Origin of the sequence: Actinacidiphila yanglinensis (assembly GCF_900107965.1) — a bacterium.
In the GTDB taxonomy this organism is placed as follows: Bacteria; Actinomycetota; Actinomycetes; order Streptomycetales; family Streptomycetaceae; genus Actinacidiphila; species Actinacidiphila yanglinensis.
Window position 1 is genome coordinate 25,707 of sequence record NZ_FNVU01000033.1, and the last position, 16,781, is coordinate 42,487.

The following is a 16,781-nucleotide window of genomic DNA, read 5'->3' on the forward strand; positions in this document are numbered from 1 at the left end:
GAGCTCTTCCGGTCGCTGAACGACACCCGGCGCGGGCAGCCGAGCCGACTCCTCACCCTGGTTGCCGGGGGGGGTCGTCCGTTCAGAGGCCGAGCCGCACCGGTGCCGCGGGAACGCCCGAGGTGAGCAACGCCGTCAGAAGCGTCGCCAGGTCGCGCGGGGAGAACTGGTCGGGACCGGCGTAGGACGCGACCTCGCCGGGGTGCCACCACTGCAGAGCGGTGATGTGCTCCGCGGCGAGCTGGTCGTCGGTCAGCGTCCCGCGCGGAGCGAAGTGGGCCTGGCGCACGAGGAAGTAGTCGTTGACGATCCCGTCGTAGCCCTCGGCGTGATCGGGCGCCAGGACTTCCTGGTGCCAGATATGCGGCGGCTCGACCCCGACCACCAGGCCCACCTCCTCCCGCAGTTCACGACGGAGCGCGGCGAACGGCGTCTCCCCGGGCTCGATCCCTCCCCCGGGAGTCGCCCACACCACGGCCCCCGCCGGCTTGGCAAGAGCGAACCGGCACAGCAGGAGCCGGTCGTTCTCGTCGAGGATGATCGCGCGGACTGAATGGCGCAGGTTCACGGGCACCCGGACACGTCAGTGTCCGCCGAGGCGCGGGACGACCTCGGCCGCGATCCACTCCATGGCTCTCTCCACGTGTTCCGCCGCGATGGGCAACCACAGGGTGCAGACGGTGAGTCCGGCCTCCGCGAGTTCCGCGAGGGCGTCGGCGACGCTCGCCGGAGTGGGGGAAGGGCCGCCGAGTGGGCGCCCGGGAGCCGGGACGGCCGCGGGGATTCCCGGCGGCGTGAGGAACACCGCCGAGGCGAGCGTCATGCGGTCGGCTTCCTCCGTGGTGGTGGCCAGTTCGCCCAGGCGGCTTCGCACGTCGGCGAGTTGCGCGGCGTCGATGCCCGTGCCGTACCAGCCGTCGCCGAACCGGAGGGCACGGCGCAGGGCGGCGTCGCTGTGACCGCCGATCCATACCGGCGGGCCGCCGCGGGTGACCGGAGGTACTCCCAGGCGGGCGGCGCGGAATTGCGTGAACGGCCCGTCGAAGTCGGCGGGGCGCGTCGTCCACAGGGCCCGGGCGGCCGCGAGATGGTCGTCGGTCCGGGCGCCGCGTTCCCGGGAGGGTACGCCGACGGCGTCGAACTCGTCCGGGTTCCAGCCGGTGCCGATGCCCAGGATCAGGCGACCGCCGGAGACGACGTCCAGGGTGGCGGCCTGGTTGGCCAGCACCAGGGCCGGATAGTACGGCGCGACGAGTACGGACGTCAGTAACCGCAGGCGCGTGGTCGCGCCCGCGACGGCCGCCAGCAGGACGAGGGGATCGGTGTCGAGTCCGAATCCGCTGTCCAGGAGGCGGTTGCCGACCGCCACGTGGTCGAAGCCCAGTTGCTCGGCACGCAGGGCGGCACGGAGTATGGCGGTCCCGTCGTCGACGGGCCAACGCGGCTGGAAGGAGACACCGAGGCGCAACAGCGGCATACGAACGAACCTTTCAGTGGCGGTCGGACGCTGACACGACGGCAGGACGGCTGGCAGCCCGCCCCGTCACCTCTCCCAACTCCCCCGCGGCGCACATTCATCCGCGGAGAGGCAACGTGATTCCCTTGCCGGTCGGAGCACGGGCGGCGTGCGCCGGCGGCGGCCGATCGAACAGGGAGACGGCCCGACGTTGCCCCGAGGAGGCAGCAACGGGAAGGGGACGATCCTCACGATGTCCAGGGGATACCGTTCGGGAACGTCCTGCTTTTCGTGGTCAGTCGAGGAGATCTGCTGTGCCTTCGCCCTGCGACCCCCAGCACGCTCCCGCCGGAGATGTGGGCACCGCCCTCATGATCATCGACTCCCAGCTCAGAGCCGTCCACGACGGCAAGAGCGAGGCCGACCCCCAACACCAGCTCCTCGTCGACCAGTTCACGGCATCCATGGACCCCGAGGGAGCCGACGACGTACTGGACGGCACCTGCTCGATCATCTACATGTTCATGCAGTGGCTGCAGGCCGCCTACGACGACCACGGCAAGAACGCCCTCGAGTACGTGGTCCCCGACCTCGTCGCCGCACTGCGCATGATGCCCCTCAGCGTCCGCCCCGAGACCGTCCCCACCATGGCCGGCCTGCTCATCGCCGCGGGCACCGGACTGAGTCCCAGCCTGTGGCGCAAGCAGTACGGCTACTGGACCGAGGAGGAGATGAAGCCCCTCGAAGCCACCGCCTTCCTCCTCGCCGAGCACATCAACCGCCTCACCGAGGACCGCGACTTCGCCACCCGCATGATCGGCAACGCCCTCTCCAGCGCCGAGGGACGCTGAGCGACACCCAAAGGCGCGGTGCGGCAGCCCCGTTGGGAGGAGGTTGCCGCGTGCGCGGCTAACCGGCCCGTTTCCGGGGGGACTTCTTCGCCGGGGCGTTCTTCGCGGCCTTCTTCGCCGCGGTCTTCTTGGCCGCCGTCTTCTTGCCCGTCGTCTTCTTCGCCGCGGCCTTCTTCGCGGGCCGCCGTTCGTCGAGGTGGTGGATGTCGGCGTCCTCGCCGCGATCGGCCCGCGCCCGCTCGGCCGCCGTCTTGAGCGCCCCCATGAGGTCGGTCACCGAGGCCTCGGCCGGCTCGCGCGCGGGGGTCGGCGGCGCGTGGTGCTCCACCTTCGCCTCGATCAGCGCCTGGACGGCCTCGGAGTACTCGTCGTGCATCTGCTCCATGTCGAGGTCGCCCATCGCCGCGATGTACTCGAGCGCGGCGTCGACCTCCGCCGGGTCGAGGTCCACGTCCGCGGGAGGCGCGGCGCCCGCCGGGGAGCGCAGTTCGTCCGGCCAGCGCAGCCGGTGGACGACGAGGATGTCCCCGGCGGCGTAGATGAGCCCCAGCGCCTCCCCCGACCCGCGCAGCGCGTACTTGCCGACGGCTGCCTTCCCGGAGCGTTCCAGGGCCTGCCGCATGAGGACGTAGGGCTTCTTGGCGGCGTCCGAGCTGGGCGCGAGGAAGTAGGGCTGGCCGAACATCTCTCCGGGTACGTCGCCGAGGTCGAGGAACCCGCTGATCTCGATGGTCCTGGCCGTCGGCAGCGGCAGCTCGTCCAGTTCCTCGTCACTGATCGGCACCAGCCGCCCGTCGGGGGCCTCCCAGGCGCGGCCGATGTCCTCCTGGTCGAGGACGTGCTCGTCCAGCTCGCAGGTCTTGCGGTAGCGCACCCGGCCCATGTCCTCGGTGTGGACCTGCCGGAAGCTGATCTTGTGACTGCTGGTGGCGCTCGTCATCGACACGGGTATCGCCACCAGGCCGAACGTGAGCGTGAACTTGCCGATGGGCGGCATGCTTCCTCCAGGTCGGCCCCCTTCCGGGCAGCGTAGGCCGCGGTGGGGGTCCCCGCTTGTCGGGGAGTCACCGCCCGGCCCGGAGGCGGGGCGTGACGGACCGGGGTCCGGTGGCACCGGACACGGCCGGTCGGCTGTACTCCGTTCGGATCAAGCCACTACGATCGAACACATGTCCGAAACCGAGCTCCCGCGCGTGACCGTCACCCTTCCTGGCGGACACCGGGTCACCGCGCGCGTGCACCGGTGGCGGCAGGACCGGGACGGACGCTGGTGGGCCGAGGTCACCCTGTACATACCGGCGTCGGAGGTCGACCGGGTCGAGGGCGAGGACTATCGCCGGGTCCGGCGCGAGGCCAGGCGACCGCCCGAGCCCCGGTACGTCCTGCAGTCGCTCCCCCCGGCCGCGGGGAGCCGGCGCCCGCGGATGGAACTCCACGAGGCGGGTTGCTGGGCACTCCGCGAGCACCTCGGCGGGCGCATCACCCCGGTCGAGGACGCCACCATGGCGCGGGCGTCGCTCAGATTCGCCGACACCACCGCCTGCCCCGCCTGCCGGCCGGCTCCCCGCGCCACGTCAGGCGGGTGAGAGCCGGTCGTCGTGGATGCGCGTGCCGGCCTGCTTGAGGCGGCGCAGGACCGGGACGACGTCGACCCGGGTGACGGCCGGGAGGGCGCCGACCGTGCCGGTGACGTAGCCGTAGAGGTCGTCCATGGTCGGGCAGGTGACGGTGACCAGGAGGTTCGCGGCGCCGGTGACGGCCGCGGCGAAAGAGGTCCCGGGGTGGCGTGAGAGGGCCTCGCCGGTGGCGTTCAGCCCGCCCGGGGCGACGGTGAGCCAGAGATAGGCGGAGGCCAGGAAGCCGAAGCGTGCGTAGGCGAGGTCGACGGCGACGTGGAGCGCGCCGTCGTGCAGCATCTCGTCGAGCCGGGTCGAGACCCGCGCCGTGGACCAGCCGGTGCGGCGGGCGAGTTCGACGGGCCCCGCGCGGCCGTCGCGGGCCAGTTCGGCCAGGAGCGGCGCGTCGGCGTCCCGCAGGGCGTCGGCCCCCCGCCTGCCCGCGGGCCGGGCGGCCGGGCGGCGGCCGTCGCGCAGGACAGCCCCGTCCAGGACGGCGAGCTCACCGGGGGTGAGGGGTTCGTCGAACGCCTGCCACTTGGCCTCGGGCCCCAGATGCATGTGGAGGACGGCGTGGGCGTGGAAGCCCAGGACCTTGGCCGTACGAGGGAGCCGTTGCAGGACGGAACCCTGCGGGCGGGCGGGGTCGGTACGGGTCCGGCAGACGATCTCGGAACCGCCCGAGGTGACGCTGACGTAGGAGGTGTCCTCGCGGGCGGCGAGGGCGTCGGCCAGTGCCTCGGTCACGTCCGGGCGGCACTGCACGCGTACGAACCAGGTCTGCTCGGCGGCCCCGCCGGGTCCGGGCAGCGCGCGGACCCGGACCACCCCGTCGGCCACGAGGGCGCGGTACCGGCGGGCAGCGGTCTGCTCCGAGACACCGACCACCTCGGCGATACGGCGGAACGGCGCACGGGGGTCGTGCAGCAGGCACTGCACGATGCGGCGGTCGGTCGGATCCATGGTGGAAGTTTAGGCGACCCCAGGACGGCGCCATGGAAATTTTGAGCGCTTCTGCCCTGATCCGCTGGGCCGGCGGCGCTCGCGACGGCACAGTGGGCGCCAGGGCCGCGACGACCCGCCGGACCGATCGGCCGCGAGGTCGCCCCGCCGCACCCGCCAACCGACCGCACCCGCGAACCGACTGCACCCGCCGCACCCCCGAACCGCCATGCCCCCGAGGAGTTCCCCCCGATGACCGACCCGCTGCCGGGCCGCGCCCTGCGCCTCTCCGACACCCTGACCCTCACCCGCGTCGGCTACGGCGCCCTGCAGCTCGCCGGGCCGATGGCCTACGGGCCGCCGCGGGACCGCGACGAAGCCCTGGCCGTCCTGCGCGCGGCCGCCGACGCGGGGATCACCCACCTGGACACCAGCGACTACTACGGCCCGTACCTCGTCAACGAGTTGATCCGCGAAGCCCTGCATCCGTACCCCGAGGGCCTGCACCTCGCGACCAAGGTCGGGGCGCGGCGCACGCCTGACCGCGGCTGGCCCGCCGCCCTCTCCCGGCCGGAACTCGTCCGGGCCGTGCACGACAACCTGGACCACCTCGGCCTGGACGCGATCGACCTGGTGAACCTGCGGATGACCGGCACCCTGGAGCCGGCGGACATCGTCGAACCGTTCACGGTGCTGGCCGAACTGCGCGAGCAGGGACTGATCCGCAACCTCGGCGTCAGCAACGTCAGCCGGGCCCAGGTCGAGGCCGCCGGGCGGATCGCGCCGGTGGTGGCCGTGCAGAACCACTACAACGTCGCCCACCGGCAGGACGACGCCCTGGTGGACTGGTGCGCGGAGCGGAACATCGCGTTCGTGCCGTTCTGGCCGCTGGGCGGGTTCCGACCCTTGCAGGTCCAGGCCCTGGAACAGGTCGCCGCCGAACTCGGCGCCGCCCCGCGGCAGATCGCGCTGGCCTGGCTGCTGCACCGCTCCCCCGCCGTCCTGCTCATCCCCGGCACCTCCACCCGCGCCCACCTCGCGCAGAACATCGCCGCCGCGGCGATCGAACTGCCCGAGGAGGCGCTGCGGTTGCTGAACGCCATCGCCGAACCGCCCCGCTGACGCCGCGCCTTCCGGAGCAGCCGCGCCCCGGACGTGCTCACACGGTGAGGACGATCTTGCCCTGGAGGTGGCCGCGGTCGAGCAGCCGGTGCGCGGCGGCGACGCGCTCGAACGGGAACGTCTCCTGCACGTGGACCCGGAGCCTGCCCTCTTCGACGAGTCCGACGAGCCCCCGCAGGGCGACCGGATCCGGGTCGACCGCGATACCACTGAAGCGCATCCCGGCCGCCTCGTACCGGGCGACGAGCGCCGTGTCCTCCTCGGCGACCGCGGTCACCAAGTGGCCGCCCGGACGCAGCACTTCGAGTGACCGCTCGACGGTGTCGCCGCCGATGGTGTCGAGCACGAGGTCGACGCCGCGGACCGCCCCGGCGAAGTCCACGGCGGTGTAGTCGATCACCTCGTCCGCGCCCAGCCCCTCGACGAACGTCCGCTTGCTCGCGCCGGCGGTGGCGATCACGTACGCGCCGAGGGCCTTCGCGATCTGGACCGCGACATGGCCGACCCCGCCGCCACCGCCGTGCACCAGGACACGGTCTCCCTCGCCGATGCCGCCGAGGTCCACCAGACCCTGCCACGCCGTCAGTCCGACGACCGGCAGCGCCGCCGCCTCGACGTGCGAGAGCGCGGCGGGCTTGCGCGCGAGGTGCAGCGCCGGCGCCGCCACGACCTCGGCGTACGCGTTCGCCGCCCGCGGGAACAACGGCATCCCGAACACCTCGTCACCGGGCCGGAACCGCCAGGTCTGCGGCGCCTCCTCCACCACGCCGCTGACGTCCCAGCCGAGGACGAACGGCGGCGGGCCGATCAACGGGAACTCGCCCGCCCGCAGCCGCGCCTCCAGCGGGTTCAGCCCGATCGCTTTGACCCGGACGAGGACCTCGCCCGGGACCGGCCGGGGCTCGGGCATGTCCACGACGGTGAGGACCTCGGGACCGCCGAGCGTCCGCTGGGTGATGGCGCGCATGACTCTCCTGACAGGGGGCTTGGTGACGTGGGGAGTGGGGGGCTCTGGGAAATGCGGGAGGGGGGAGGTTCGGGGAGTGGGGGGTGGGATCACCCAGGCTAGGTATCCGACAGGAACCCCCAGGTACCTTTGGCGCCATGAGCGGTTTCGGTCCCGGTGGCCCCTTCCTCGCCGACTGCCCGGCGCGTCTGGCGGTCGAGCTGCTCGCCGACAAGTGGACGGCGGTCGTGCTCTACGGCCTGAGCAAGGGCCCCGTGCGCCACGGCGAGCTGATCGACCTGATCGGCGGCATCTCCCGCAAGATGCTCACCCAGACGCTCCGGCGGCTCCAGGCACACGGGCTTGTCCGCCGCCATGCCTACGCCGAGGTGCCACCCCGCGTCGAGTACGAACTCACCCCGCTCGGGGCGACGTTGATCGACCCGATCCACATGCTGACCGAGTGGGCGAGGGCGAACGGCGAGGCAGTGCTCGACGCGCTCGACGATGAACCGGAGCCGGTCGCCGGCCACCGCGGCTGAGGGCTCGGAAGGTCTCCCGCTCCCCCGGGTCCGATTCTGCCTGCCCGATTCGTGGGTGCCCGATGCGTGCGGAACCCATTGACGCACGGCGGGCCGCTCGTTAATGTCGCGCCGACACCGCTGATTGAAACGATTCACACCCACGGTGCCGTTTTCCTGCCCGTCCCGTGCACCGCGCCCCCGCCCCACCACCAGGCGCGCGCACAGCCCCTCACCCATGCCCTCCTTCCCCCACGGAGCTGATCATGGTCCTTGACCGGCGAGCCCACCGGCGGCGCATCGCAGCCGCCGCTGTGGGCGGCACCCTCGCGCTGACCTTCTGGTTACCCGCCTCTCCCGCCGCCGCCTCGGGCGCAGCGGCGGCCGCCGCTGCCGACACACCATGGCCGTCGGCGCCCGACTGGCAGAGCTACGTCCGGACGCCGCAGAGCGCGACGCTCTGCCCGGCATCGGTGGTGAGCACGTCGGGAACCGTCAGCGGGGCGCAGAACCTGGTGTGCGGCGGCTCGGGCACCGCCACGCTGTCCCTGACCTCCGGCGGCACCACCCCGTCCATCGTGCTCGACTACGGGCAGGACATCGGTGGCGTCCCCTACTTCGACGTCCGGTCCGAGTCCGGCTCGCCGACGCTGCAGGCCGGCTACAGCCAGTCCCGGGGGTTCCTCACCCCGACCGGCGACGCCGCGACCCCGTGGGCGGAAGGCGACCCCGCGCGCCACGACACGTACCCGGTCTCCGCGCCGGGGACCATCACCGCGCGCTACGTCCAGGGCGGCGAGCGCTACGAGGAGATCACCCTCACCTCCCCGGGCACCCTCACCCTCGGCGACGCGGGCGTCCACTACATCGCCGACCGGACCGGCTCCGACGGCTACCAGGGCTACTTCGTCTCCAGTTCCGACCAGCTCAACAGGATCTGGTACGACGGCGCCTACACCGACCAGCTCGACACCGTGCCGACCGGTTCGCTGCCGGGGAGCTGGACGGTCACCGGTGGTGCGCTCGACGACTTCGGCGGCGACGTCGGCCTGCTCAAGCAGGGCTCCTACTGGGGCGACTACACCACCACGTTCGACACGAAGATCGTGACGAACCAGGCGGGTTGGGTCGTCCGCGGCCAGGACGCCGACAACGGCTACGTGTTCATCCTGAACGCCGCCGGAGACACCGCGGGCACGCCGAACACCCTCCAGGAACTCGACCTGCACGACGGGCAGTACACCAGCCTCGGCAGCGCGCCCCTGCCCGCGAACCTGGCGCCGGACACCTGGCACACCGTCAGCACGACTGTCTCCGGGAGCACGTTGACGGTCTCCCTCGACGGCCAGGAGATCGCCACGCTCGACAGCGGCTCCTTCCCTTCCGGCGCCGGTAGCTACCCGATCGGCAGCGTGGGCCTGCGCGAGTACAACGGCGAGGAGGCCCAGTTCCGCAACCTGACGGTGGTCGGCTCCTCCGGCGACACCGTCTACAGCAGCCCGCTGAGCAGCGGTTCGGCGCTGGCGGACTTCGACGTCCCCGGGACGAACACCGTGCCGTCCGTCCTCGACGGCGCCGCGCGCGACCGCGCCGTCTGGAGCGGGGACCTGAACGTCGAAGGCCCCTCCACCTACTACTCCACCGGCGACAGCGCCGCGCTCAAGGGGGCGCTGCAACTGCTCGGCAGCTACCAGGAGACCAGGGGCTCCGTCGCGGGCGCGATGCCGCCGGGAACGACCGTGAACACCGGCGGGCCCATATCCGGCACCACCGGCGCCTACTCCGCGTCGTACTCCGTCTACTGGGTGCTGGGCCTGGCCTCCTACTACCTGTACACCGGTGACACCGCCTTCATCCAGCAGGAATGGCCCGCCGTCCAGCGCGAACTCGCCTGGAACGCCTCGCAGGTCGACGGCAACGGGCTGCTCGACACGCCGGCCGCGGACGGCGCCGACTGGGACTTCTACGACGGCAGCAAATCCGGCGAGGTCACCGAGTACAACGTGCTGTACTACCAGGCCCTCCTCGACGGCGCCCAGATCGCCACCGGGGCCGGCCAGAGCGCGCAGGCCGCCGCGTACACCCAGCAGGCGGCCGCGCTGAAGTCGGCCATCAACGCGCACCTGTTCAACACCGCGACCGGGCTCTACCTGACCAGCAACAGCCAGACGTCCTCTGTCGCGCAGGACGCCAACGCCCTCGCCGTCCTGTACGGGGTGGCGCCCGCGGGCAAGGCCACCTCGATCCTCGCCGCACTGAAGTCCCGGCTGTGGACGAGCCCCTACGGTCCGCTGCCCTTCTCCTCCGACGCCGGCAACGAGGCACTGGTCAGCCCGTTCGTCAGCGGGTACGAACTCCAGGCCCGGCTGGCGAACGACGACACCGCCGGCGCCGAGCAGCTGCTCTCCACCCTGTGGGGCCACATGATCGCCGAGGGGGACTACTCCGGCGGCACCATGTGGGAGAACGTCTCGGCCGCCGACGGCACCCCTGGCCTCGGAAGCAGCACCAGCCTCGCGCACGGCTGGTCCACCGCGCCGACCAGCGCCCTCTCCGGCTACGTGCTCGGCATCCTGCCGACGTCGCCGGGCTACGCCACCTGGTCGGTGCAGCCGCACCCCGGTGACCTGGCCTGGGCGGAGGGGCGGGCGCCGACGCCGCACGGCGCCGTGCAGGTGTCCTGGGCGTCGCAGGGCGGTGCCGGCGCGTTCTCCATGAACGTCACCGCGCCCGCCGGTACCAGCGGCACGATCGCGGTGCCCACCGGCGGCGCGACCGACCCCATCGTCGCCGTCAACGGCCAGGTGGTCTGGCAGGGCGGCACCTTCACGGCGACCGGCGGCATCGGCGGCGCCCACCGGGACGGCGCCTTCGTCGACCTCACCGGCGTCCAGCCCGGAACGTACACCGTCGCCGCGAATCCCGGCGGTTCGCCACCGGCCGACTACACCCAGTGCGCCCCGCAGAACGGCACCTGCGCGTTCAGCGGCACCCGGTCGGTGGCCTACGGGGCCGACGGCGTCTACAGCTACCGCACCGTCACCGGCGGCACGGCCTGCGACGACGCGACGCTCGGCGACCCCGACTTCGGCTTCGTGAAGGCGTGTTACGCGGGCGCGGTCACCAATGGCCCGAGCGGATCGGCGTACTGCGCACCCGAGAACGGGCTGTGCGCGTTCAGCGGCACCCGCACGGTCGCCTACGGGGCGGGCGGGACCTTCACCACGAGGTCGCTGACCGGCGGGACCGCCTGCACCAACACGGTGTTCGGCGATCCCGCGCCCGGCACCGTCAAGTCCTGTTTCCTCACCTCGGGCTGAGGTTCGGGCGGAGTATCCCCTCTCGTCCCCGAGGGCCTCCGCGCGGTGCGGTCCTGGACGGCCGCACCGCGTCGAAGGTCCTCGCCAGGGTCAGGGCCCGACCCCGCGAGCAAGGCTCGTGAGCGCTACTCCTGGCCCGTGACGCGGAACAGGTGGCTGCCCGCGCCGACGGTGAAGTGCGCGTAGCCGTCCGCGATCCGGCCGGATGTCGCGGCCGCGGTGGCATGCACCTTCTGCCGTCCGCCGACCGGCACGAGGACGTCGGCGCTCGATCCCACCGGTATGTCGACGCGCAGGGTGAACTGCCCCTGCTTCCTCGTCCACGACGAGGCGATCCGACCGAGCGGCGACTCCACGTGGGCGGAGGCGTGGGTCAGGTCGCCGACGGCGAAGGGCTGGACGGTCACCTTCGTGTAGCCGGGCGCGGCGACCTTGATGCCGGCGACGCCCTGGTAGAGCCAGTCGTCCACCGTTCCCATGAAGGCGTGGTCGTGGGAGCGGGAGTTGGCGTCCCACTCCTCCCACATGGTGGTGGCGCCCAGGCCCTCGAACCAGTAACCCCAGCCGGGATAGGTCGGGTTGGTCGCGACCGTGTAGGCGAGGTCGCCGTGCCCGGCGTCGGTGAGGACCGGCAGGAGCACCTTGGTGCCCAGCGCACCGGTGTCCAGGTGGTCCCCGCGGGCGTGGATGTCCGCGACGAGGTTGTCGGTCACGACCTTGCGGTACTTCTCGGGCACCAGGCCGAAGCTCAGCGGGACCACGTTCGACGTCTGCCGGTAGCCCGCGGCCTTGTCGTCGAAGTAGGCGCCCTGGTCGGCGTCGTAGAAGGTCGCGTGGAAGGTGTCCTTGACCTGCGCGGCGAAGGCGTCGAAGTGGTCGGCGTCGGCACCGTGCCCCAGCGCCCTCGCCATCGTCGCGAGCCTGGTGGCGGTGCGGTAGATGTAGGCGGTGCCCGTCAGGCGGGTGCCTTCGGGGGCGTTGGCGCCTTCGGGCGAGAGCCAGTCGCCGTAGCTGAAGCCGGTGTAGATGCCCCCGGTGCCGGCGATGTTCTGCTCGTAGTACGCCATCCAGGCCTTCATGCCGGCGTAGTTGTCGGCGACCGCCTGGAGGTCGCCGTAGTACCAGTACAGGTCCCAGGTGCCGAGGACGTAACTGGCCGACCAGACCGGGTCCTTGACCAGCTTGCCGGACTCGGTGGTGGGTACCGTGGGGCCGATCGACCCGTCGGCGTTCTGGTCGTCGCGGTGCGAGCGCATCCAGCTCTCGTAGAAGTTCTGCATGTCGAAGTTGGCGATCGCCGAGTCCGCGTAGAGGAAGCCGTCGGCCGTGTAGGGACGCTTCTCGTACATCGGCGTGTCGGTCGGGACCGAGTACAGGTTGTTGAGGATCGTGTCGGCCTGCGCGTCCTGGTAGCGGTTCAGCAGGTCGCTCGAACTGGTGAAGCCGCCGGTGGACGTCACCGCCGTGTGGACCCGCATCCCCTCGACCGACCGGAGGGTTACCCCCTGGGGGACGACGACCTGGGCGTAGCGGAAACCGGCGTAGCTGTAGCTCGGCTGGTAGTACTCCACCCCGTCACCCTTGAGGGTGTAGGTGTAGGTCTGCAGGCCGAGGCCGAAGGCGCCGGTGTTGTCGACGGTGAGGTCGTCGTGGAGCTTCTCGCCGTAGGTGACGGTGACCGTCGACCCGGCGGGGCCCTGGACGCCGATGCGCGCCCAACCGGCCGTAGGGGTACCGAAGTCGTGGACGTGCGTGCCGTCGACCGGAGTGGTGGTCTGCTTGAGCGTCAGCCGGCCGGTCACCTTGATGGGCGGGAAGCTCTCCGAACGGAGCGTGCCGGTCGGCCCGTCGACCTCCAGGGCGGGGTGCCAGGAGCTGTCGTCGAAGCCGGTGTCGTTCCAACCGGCCTGTTCCGCACGGGCGTCGTAGGTCTCACCGAACCACAGCGACTGCGTGGACGTGGGCCCGTCGGACACCTTCCACCCGCTGTCGCTGACCACTTGCTGGCGCGTACCGTCGGTGTAGGTGATGTCGAGTTCCAGCTTGAGCTTGGGCTCGCTCCACCAGGACGACGCCTCCCACTCGTCCGGGGACGTCATCGCGTAGTAGCCACGCCCCAGGCTGACCCCGATCCCGTTGCCGCCGGTGCGCAGCGCGTCGGTGACGTCGTAGGTCGAGTACAGGACGGTCTTGGAGAAGACGGTGAATCCGGGTTCGAGTTCCCGGTCGCCGATGCGCCGGCCGTTCAGGTAGAGCTTGTTGTAGCCGAGGCCCGCGACGTGCGCCCGCGCCGAGGCGATGTTCTTGCGGGCGGTGAAGTCGCTGCGCAGCAGGGTCTCGGGCGCGGGCGGGGCGGACACCGACGAGCCCCAGGGGCCCGCGCCGTAGGAGGCGGCGACCAGTGCCTGCGGCCAGGCCGTGTCGTCGTAGCCGGGCTGCTGCCATCCGTCGGCGGCGGTGTTCGCCGCCTTCCAACTGCCGTCCGTGACGAGGTCGGCGGGCGCTGCCGTCCCCTCGAAGTGGAGGCTGCCGAGTACGCCCGCCGGTCCCTGGTTGCTGTTGGTCGCCTCGACCGCCAGCACGTTGGTCCCCGCGTGGAGGTACGGCGCGATGTCGAGGACGCTCGCGGTCGACCAGGAGTTCGCCACGCGCGGGGAGCTCGCCACCTCGGTGCCGTTGACGTACAGCGTGAAGCTGTCGTCGGCGGTGAGCTGCATCTCCGCGGACGCGATCTGCGCCCCGGCGGCCAGGTCGAAGCTGCGGCGCAGGTACCGCGTGCCGGCCGGGGCCGAGTCGGAGGGATCGCCCTCGGCGTACCAGATCCAGTTCGCGCCGGCGAGCCGCAGCACGGGCGCGCTCGCGTGGGCGCCGATCCAGGTGCCCTGGAAGTCGCCGGGGTCGACGAAGGACGTCTCGAACGGTTCCTCGGCGCTCCACTCCGACGCGCGTCCGGAACGGTCGAAGACCCGGACCCGCCAGGAGTACTTCGTACGCGACGCGAGGGCGGCGCCGCCGTAGGTGACGTCGAAGGACTGCGAGGAACGCACCTTCCCGCTGTCCCACACCACGCCCCGGCCGCCGGGCGAGGTGGACACCTCGACCTGGTAGGCCGCCTGCTCGACGGCGTCGCGCCCCGGGGCCACCTGCCAGCTCAGCCGGGGCCGGGGAACGTCGATGCCCAACGGCTTTGCCTGGTGCTCCACTTTGAGCCCGCTCACCGCGAGCCCCGCCGCGCTCCCCGCGCCGCCCTTGGGGTCGTCCGGTCCGGGCGCGGCGGCCGCTCCGGGCGTGGCGTCCAGCCCGGACGCGGCGGCCACGACCGACAGCATCAGCCCGACAGCAGATCTTCGCTTCATCACGCTTGCCTCCAACGACGACACACGATTCGGCGCACGAGGCAGTGAATCGTTGAGAGTGAATCGTTTCAACCGTTCCCCATGTCACTCAACCACAGGCCGCGCGGGGAAGACAAGATCTCTCACGCCACCTCGCTCGGCGGGGACACGGCCGCGTGGGGTGGAGGTCGGGGCGGCGTTCCTGGCGTACGGTGCCCGAAGCCGGAAGAGCGGTGATCACCGCCGGGTGCGTCGCGAGGCAGCAACCCGCGGCCAGAGGGGAGCCGTTGATGAAGGCCGCGCGCTTCAGCAGGTTCGGGGGCCCGGAGGTCCTGGAGATCGTGGAACTTCCCGATCCGCGGCCGGGCCCCGGGCAGGTGCGGATCGCGGTACGCGCGGCCGGCGTCAACGCGAGCGACTGGAAGAAGCGAAGGGGTCTGCTGGACGAGGAGTTGCCGCAGACCCTGGGCTACGAGGCCGCGGGCGTCGTCGACGAGGTGGGCGCGGGTGTCTCGGACGTGGCCGTCGGCGATCGCGTCTTCGGCTTCTGCCCCGACGGGGCGGCGCAGGCCGAACTGGCGGTGCTGGCCTTCTACGCGCCGATCCCGCCGCGGCTCGACTTCGCCGGCGCCGCCGCGCTGCCCGCCGCCGCGGAGACCGCCCTGCGCGCGATCGACACCCTCGGCGTCGAGAGCGGCCGCACGCTGCTGGTCAACGGGGCCTCCGGGAACGTGGGCAGCGCCGCGGTCCAGTTCGCGGTGGCCCGCGGCGCGCGCGTGATCGGGACCGCCGGTCCGGCGCACCACGACCACCTGCGGGCGCTGGGTGCCGAGCCCGTCGCCTACGGCGAGGGCCTGGTCGAACGCGTCCGCGCGCTCGCGCCGGACGGCGTCGACCTGGCACTCGACGTCGCCGGGAGCGGCGTGCTGCCCGCGCTCATCGGGCTCGCCGGCGGCCCGGAACACGTCCTGACGGTCGCCGACTTCGCGGGGGCGCGCGAGCACGGGGTGAGGTTCAGCCGCGGGGACGACGGGCGCGCGGTCCATGTGCTGGCCGAGATCGGCGAGTTGATCGAGGCGGGGCGCTTCGCGGTCCCGGTCACGCGGTCGTTTCCGCTCGACCGGATCGCGGAGGCGCACCGCGTCGGCGAGGAGGGCCACGTGCGCGCGAAGCTCGTCCTGCTGGTCGGCTGACGCGGCGGGATGCACGCGCCCGTCGGCCGACACGGCGGGGTGCGGGCACCCTCCGCACGTCTCCCCCGCTCACGTATCCGCTTCCCGGGGGACGAAGAAGGCACCAGCGGCAGCCGCCAGGACCGCTGCCCGCGCGGCCTGTTCCGGCAACCGCGGGTCCGGTTCGGCGCGCAGCAGCACGAGTTGGTGGTAGAGCGGCGCCGTGGCGGCGATCAGCAGGCTCCTCGCGTCCACCTGCCGCGCGGGGAGTTCGCCGCGCTCGACGGCGCGCTCGACGAGGACCTCGCACTGGGCGTACCGGTCCGCCCACAACCGCGTCTGGGCCCGCGCGGCCTGCGGGGAGTGGAACGAGGCAGCCATCAGGGCGAGGGCCGGCGACGGGCGGACGACGAGGGATTCCTGGATCTCCCGGTTGAGGGCCGTGAGATCACCGCGCAGCGAACCGGTGTCCGGCGGCTGCCAGTCGATCTCGCCGGCGGCGTCGATGACGTCGACGAGCAGGCCGCCGACGTCGCGCCAGCGCCGGTAGACCGTGGCGCGGTGCACCCCGGCACGCGTCGCGACCCCCTCCATCGTGAGTCGTTCGTGACCGCCCTCGGCGAGTTCGGCGCGCACCGCATCGAGGACCTGCGCGCGGATGCGGGCGGTACGGCCGCCCGGACGGCGGTCCGGCGTGGTGTCCGGCGTGGTGTCCGGCGTGGTGTCCGGCGGGTCTGTCATCGGCACTCGGTATCCGGTTGATCAACGGGGCAGGGGCATGCGAGCATCCTAATGCGACAGCCGTCGCTCTAAGGCCACCGGAGAGGAACCGCCCGCCGCGATGCCACCCGTTCCCGCCGACCCCACCGTGCTCCATCCGATGCCCGGGCAGCCGCGCGTGGTACTGCTCAAGCCACTGCTGACGTCGCCGCTGATCGAGGTCGGCGACTTCACCTACTACGACGATCCGGACGACCCGACCGCGTTCGAGACGCGCAACGTCCTGTACCACTACGGCCCCGAGCGGCTGGTGATCGGCAACTACTGCGCGCTGGCGACCGGCACCCGGTTCCTGATGAACGGTGCGAACCACCGCATGGACGGTCCCTCCACCTTCCCGTTCCCCACCATGGGGGGTTCCTGGGCGGAGCACTTCGACCTGATCACCAACCTTCCCGGCCGGGGCGACACGGTCGTCGGCAGCGACGTGTGGTTCGGGCACGGCGTCACGGTCATGCCAGGTGTCCGCATCGGGCACGGCGCGATCATCGCCGCCGGCGCCGTGGTCACGGGCGACGTCCCCGACTACGGCATCGTCGGCGGCAATCCCGCCCGGCTCATCCGCACGCGGTTCGACGCCGGGGACATCGCCCGGCTCCTCGCAGTGGCGTGGTGGGACTGGCCTCTGGACCACGTCACCCGGCACGTCCGGACGATCATGTCGGGGACGATCACCGAACTGGAGGAGGCCGCCGCGCGGATCGACCGGTCCTGACGCCG

At 72.1% G+C, this 16,781-nt stretch carries 14 protein-coding genes; 7 read left to right on the forward strand and 7 right to left on the reverse strand.

Annotated features, from left to right (window positions below; all coding sequences use genetic code 11):
* Nucleotides 1-82 precede the first annotated feature (82 nt).
* On the reverse strand, nucleotides 83-574 hold the full coding sequence (locus C4U44_RS39785) for an NUDIX domain-containing protein (protein WP_103891013.1): 492 nt from the start codon (nucleotides 572-574) through the stop codon (nucleotides 83-85).
* Between the two features lie 9 nt (nucleotides 575-583).
* Nucleotides 584-1,477 (reverse strand): TIGR03619 family F420-dependent LLM class oxidoreductase, encoded by an 894-nt coding sequence (locus tag C4U44_RS39790; RefSeq protein WP_103891014.1) that lies wholly within the window; start codon nucleotides 1,475-1,477, stop codon nucleotides 584-586.
* A 293-nt stretch (nucleotides 1,478-1,770) separates the two neighbouring features.
* Between C4U44_RS39790 and C4U44_RS39795 the strand changes: the two genes are divergently transcribed.
* On the forward strand, nucleotides 1,771-2,307 hold the full coding sequence (locus C4U44_RS39795) for a hypothetical protein (protein ID WP_103891015.1): 537 nt from the start codon (nucleotides 1,771-1,773) through the stop codon (nucleotides 2,305-2,307).
* 58 nt (nucleotides 2,308-2,365) lie between these two features.
* On the opposite strand, the gene ku is transcribed toward C4U44_RS39795, so the two are convergent.
* Nucleotides 2,366-3,304, reverse strand: a complete 939-nt coding sequence (ku, locus tag C4U44_RS39800) for a non-homologous end joining protein Ku (protein WP_103891016.1) — start codon at nucleotides 3,302-3,304, stop codon at nucleotides 2,366-2,368.
* Nucleotides 3,305-3,476: 172 nt separating this feature from the next.
* On the opposite strand from ku, the gene C4U44_RS39805 reads away from it, so the two are divergent.
* The gene (locus tag C4U44_RS39805; protein ID WP_103891017.1) at nucleotides 3,477-3,893 is read left to right on the forward strand and encodes a hypothetical protein; all 417 of its coding nucleotides are present in this window, start codon (nucleotides 3,477-3,479) and stop codon (nucleotides 3,891-3,893) included.
* Here C4U44_RS39805 and C4U44_RS39810 read toward each other — a convergent pair.
* On the reverse strand, nucleotides 3,882-4,886 hold the full coding sequence (locus C4U44_RS39810; RefSeq protein ID WP_103891018.1) for an Lrp/AsnC family transcriptional regulator: 1,005 nt from the start codon (nucleotides 4,884-4,886) through the stop codon (nucleotides 3,882-3,884). The two genes, C4U44_RS39805 and C4U44_RS39810, sit on opposite strands and share 12 nt — an antisense overlap.
* Before the next feature lie 231 nt (nucleotides 4,887-5,117).
* Here C4U44_RS39810 and C4U44_RS39815 point away from each other — a divergent pair, with 231 nt between their 5' ends.
* On the forward strand, nucleotides 5,118-5,987 hold the full coding sequence (locus C4U44_RS39815; protein WP_103891019.1) for an oxidoreductase: 870 nt from the start codon (nucleotides 5,118-5,120) through the stop codon (nucleotides 5,985-5,987).
* A 37-nt stretch (nucleotides 5,988-6,024) separates the two neighbouring features.
* Here the strand turns inward: C4U44_RS39815 and C4U44_RS39820 are convergent, their stop codons facing one another.
* Nucleotides 6,025-6,954, reverse strand: coding sequence for an NADP-dependent oxidoreductase (locus C4U44_RS39820; protein ID WP_103891020.1), 930 nt, complete (start codon nucleotides 6,952-6,954; stop codon nucleotides 6,025-6,027).
* 137 nt (nucleotides 6,955-7,091) lie between these two features.
* Here C4U44_RS39820 and C4U44_RS39825 point away from each other — a divergent pair, with 137 nt between their 5' ends.
* Together C4U44_RS39825 and C4U44_RS39830 are read left to right on the forward strand one after the other, a co-directional pair.
* Nucleotides 7,092-7,475 (forward strand): winged helix-turn-helix transcriptional regulator, encoded by a 384-nt coding sequence (locus C4U44_RS39825; protein WP_103891021.1) that lies wholly within the window; start codon nucleotides 7,092-7,094, stop codon nucleotides 7,473-7,475.
* 245 nt (nucleotides 7,476-7,720) lie between these two features.
* Complete coding sequence (locus tag C4U44_RS39830; protein ID WP_103891022.1) at nucleotides 7,721-10,774, forward strand: alpha-L-rhamnosidase-related protein; 3,054 nt, start codon at nucleotides 7,721-7,723, stop codon at nucleotides 10,772-10,774.
* Nucleotides 10,775-10,899: 125 nt separating this feature from the next.
* On the opposite strand, the gene C4U44_RS39835 is transcribed toward C4U44_RS39830, so the two are convergent.
* Nucleotides 10,900-14,130, reverse strand: a complete 3,231-nt coding sequence (locus tag C4U44_RS39835; protein WP_200823570.1) for a family 78 glycoside hydrolase catalytic domain — start codon at nucleotides 14,128-14,130, stop codon at nucleotides 10,900-10,902.
* A gap of 269 nt (nucleotides 14,131-14,399) precedes the next feature.
* On the opposite strand from C4U44_RS39835, the gene C4U44_RS39840 reads away from it, so the two are divergent.
* Nucleotides 14,400-15,302 carry an NADP-dependent oxidoreductase gene (locus C4U44_RS39840; protein WP_103891024.1) on the forward strand — a complete coding sequence of 301 codons (903 nt, stop codon included), beginning with the start codon at nucleotides 14,400-14,402 and terminating at the stop codon, nucleotides 15,300-15,302.
* Between the two features lie 69 nt (nucleotides 15,303-15,371).
* On the opposite strand, the gene C4U44_RS39845 is transcribed toward C4U44_RS39840, so the two are convergent.
* Nucleotides 15,372-16,022 carry a TetR/AcrR family transcriptional regulator gene (locus C4U44_RS39845; RefSeq protein WP_103891025.1) on the reverse strand — a complete coding sequence of 217 codons (651 nt, stop codon included), beginning with the start codon at nucleotides 16,020-16,022 and terminating at the stop codon, nucleotides 15,372-15,374.
* 100 nt (nucleotides 16,023-16,122) lie between these two features.
* On the opposite strand from C4U44_RS39845, the gene C4U44_RS39850 reads away from it, so the two are divergent.
* A complete protein-coding gene (locus C4U44_RS39850; RefSeq protein WP_103891026.1) occupies nucleotides 16,123-16,776 on the forward strand; it encodes a CatB-related O-acetyltransferase in 654 nt (217 codons plus the stop codon).
* Nucleotides 16,777-16,781 lie beyond the last annotated feature (5 nt).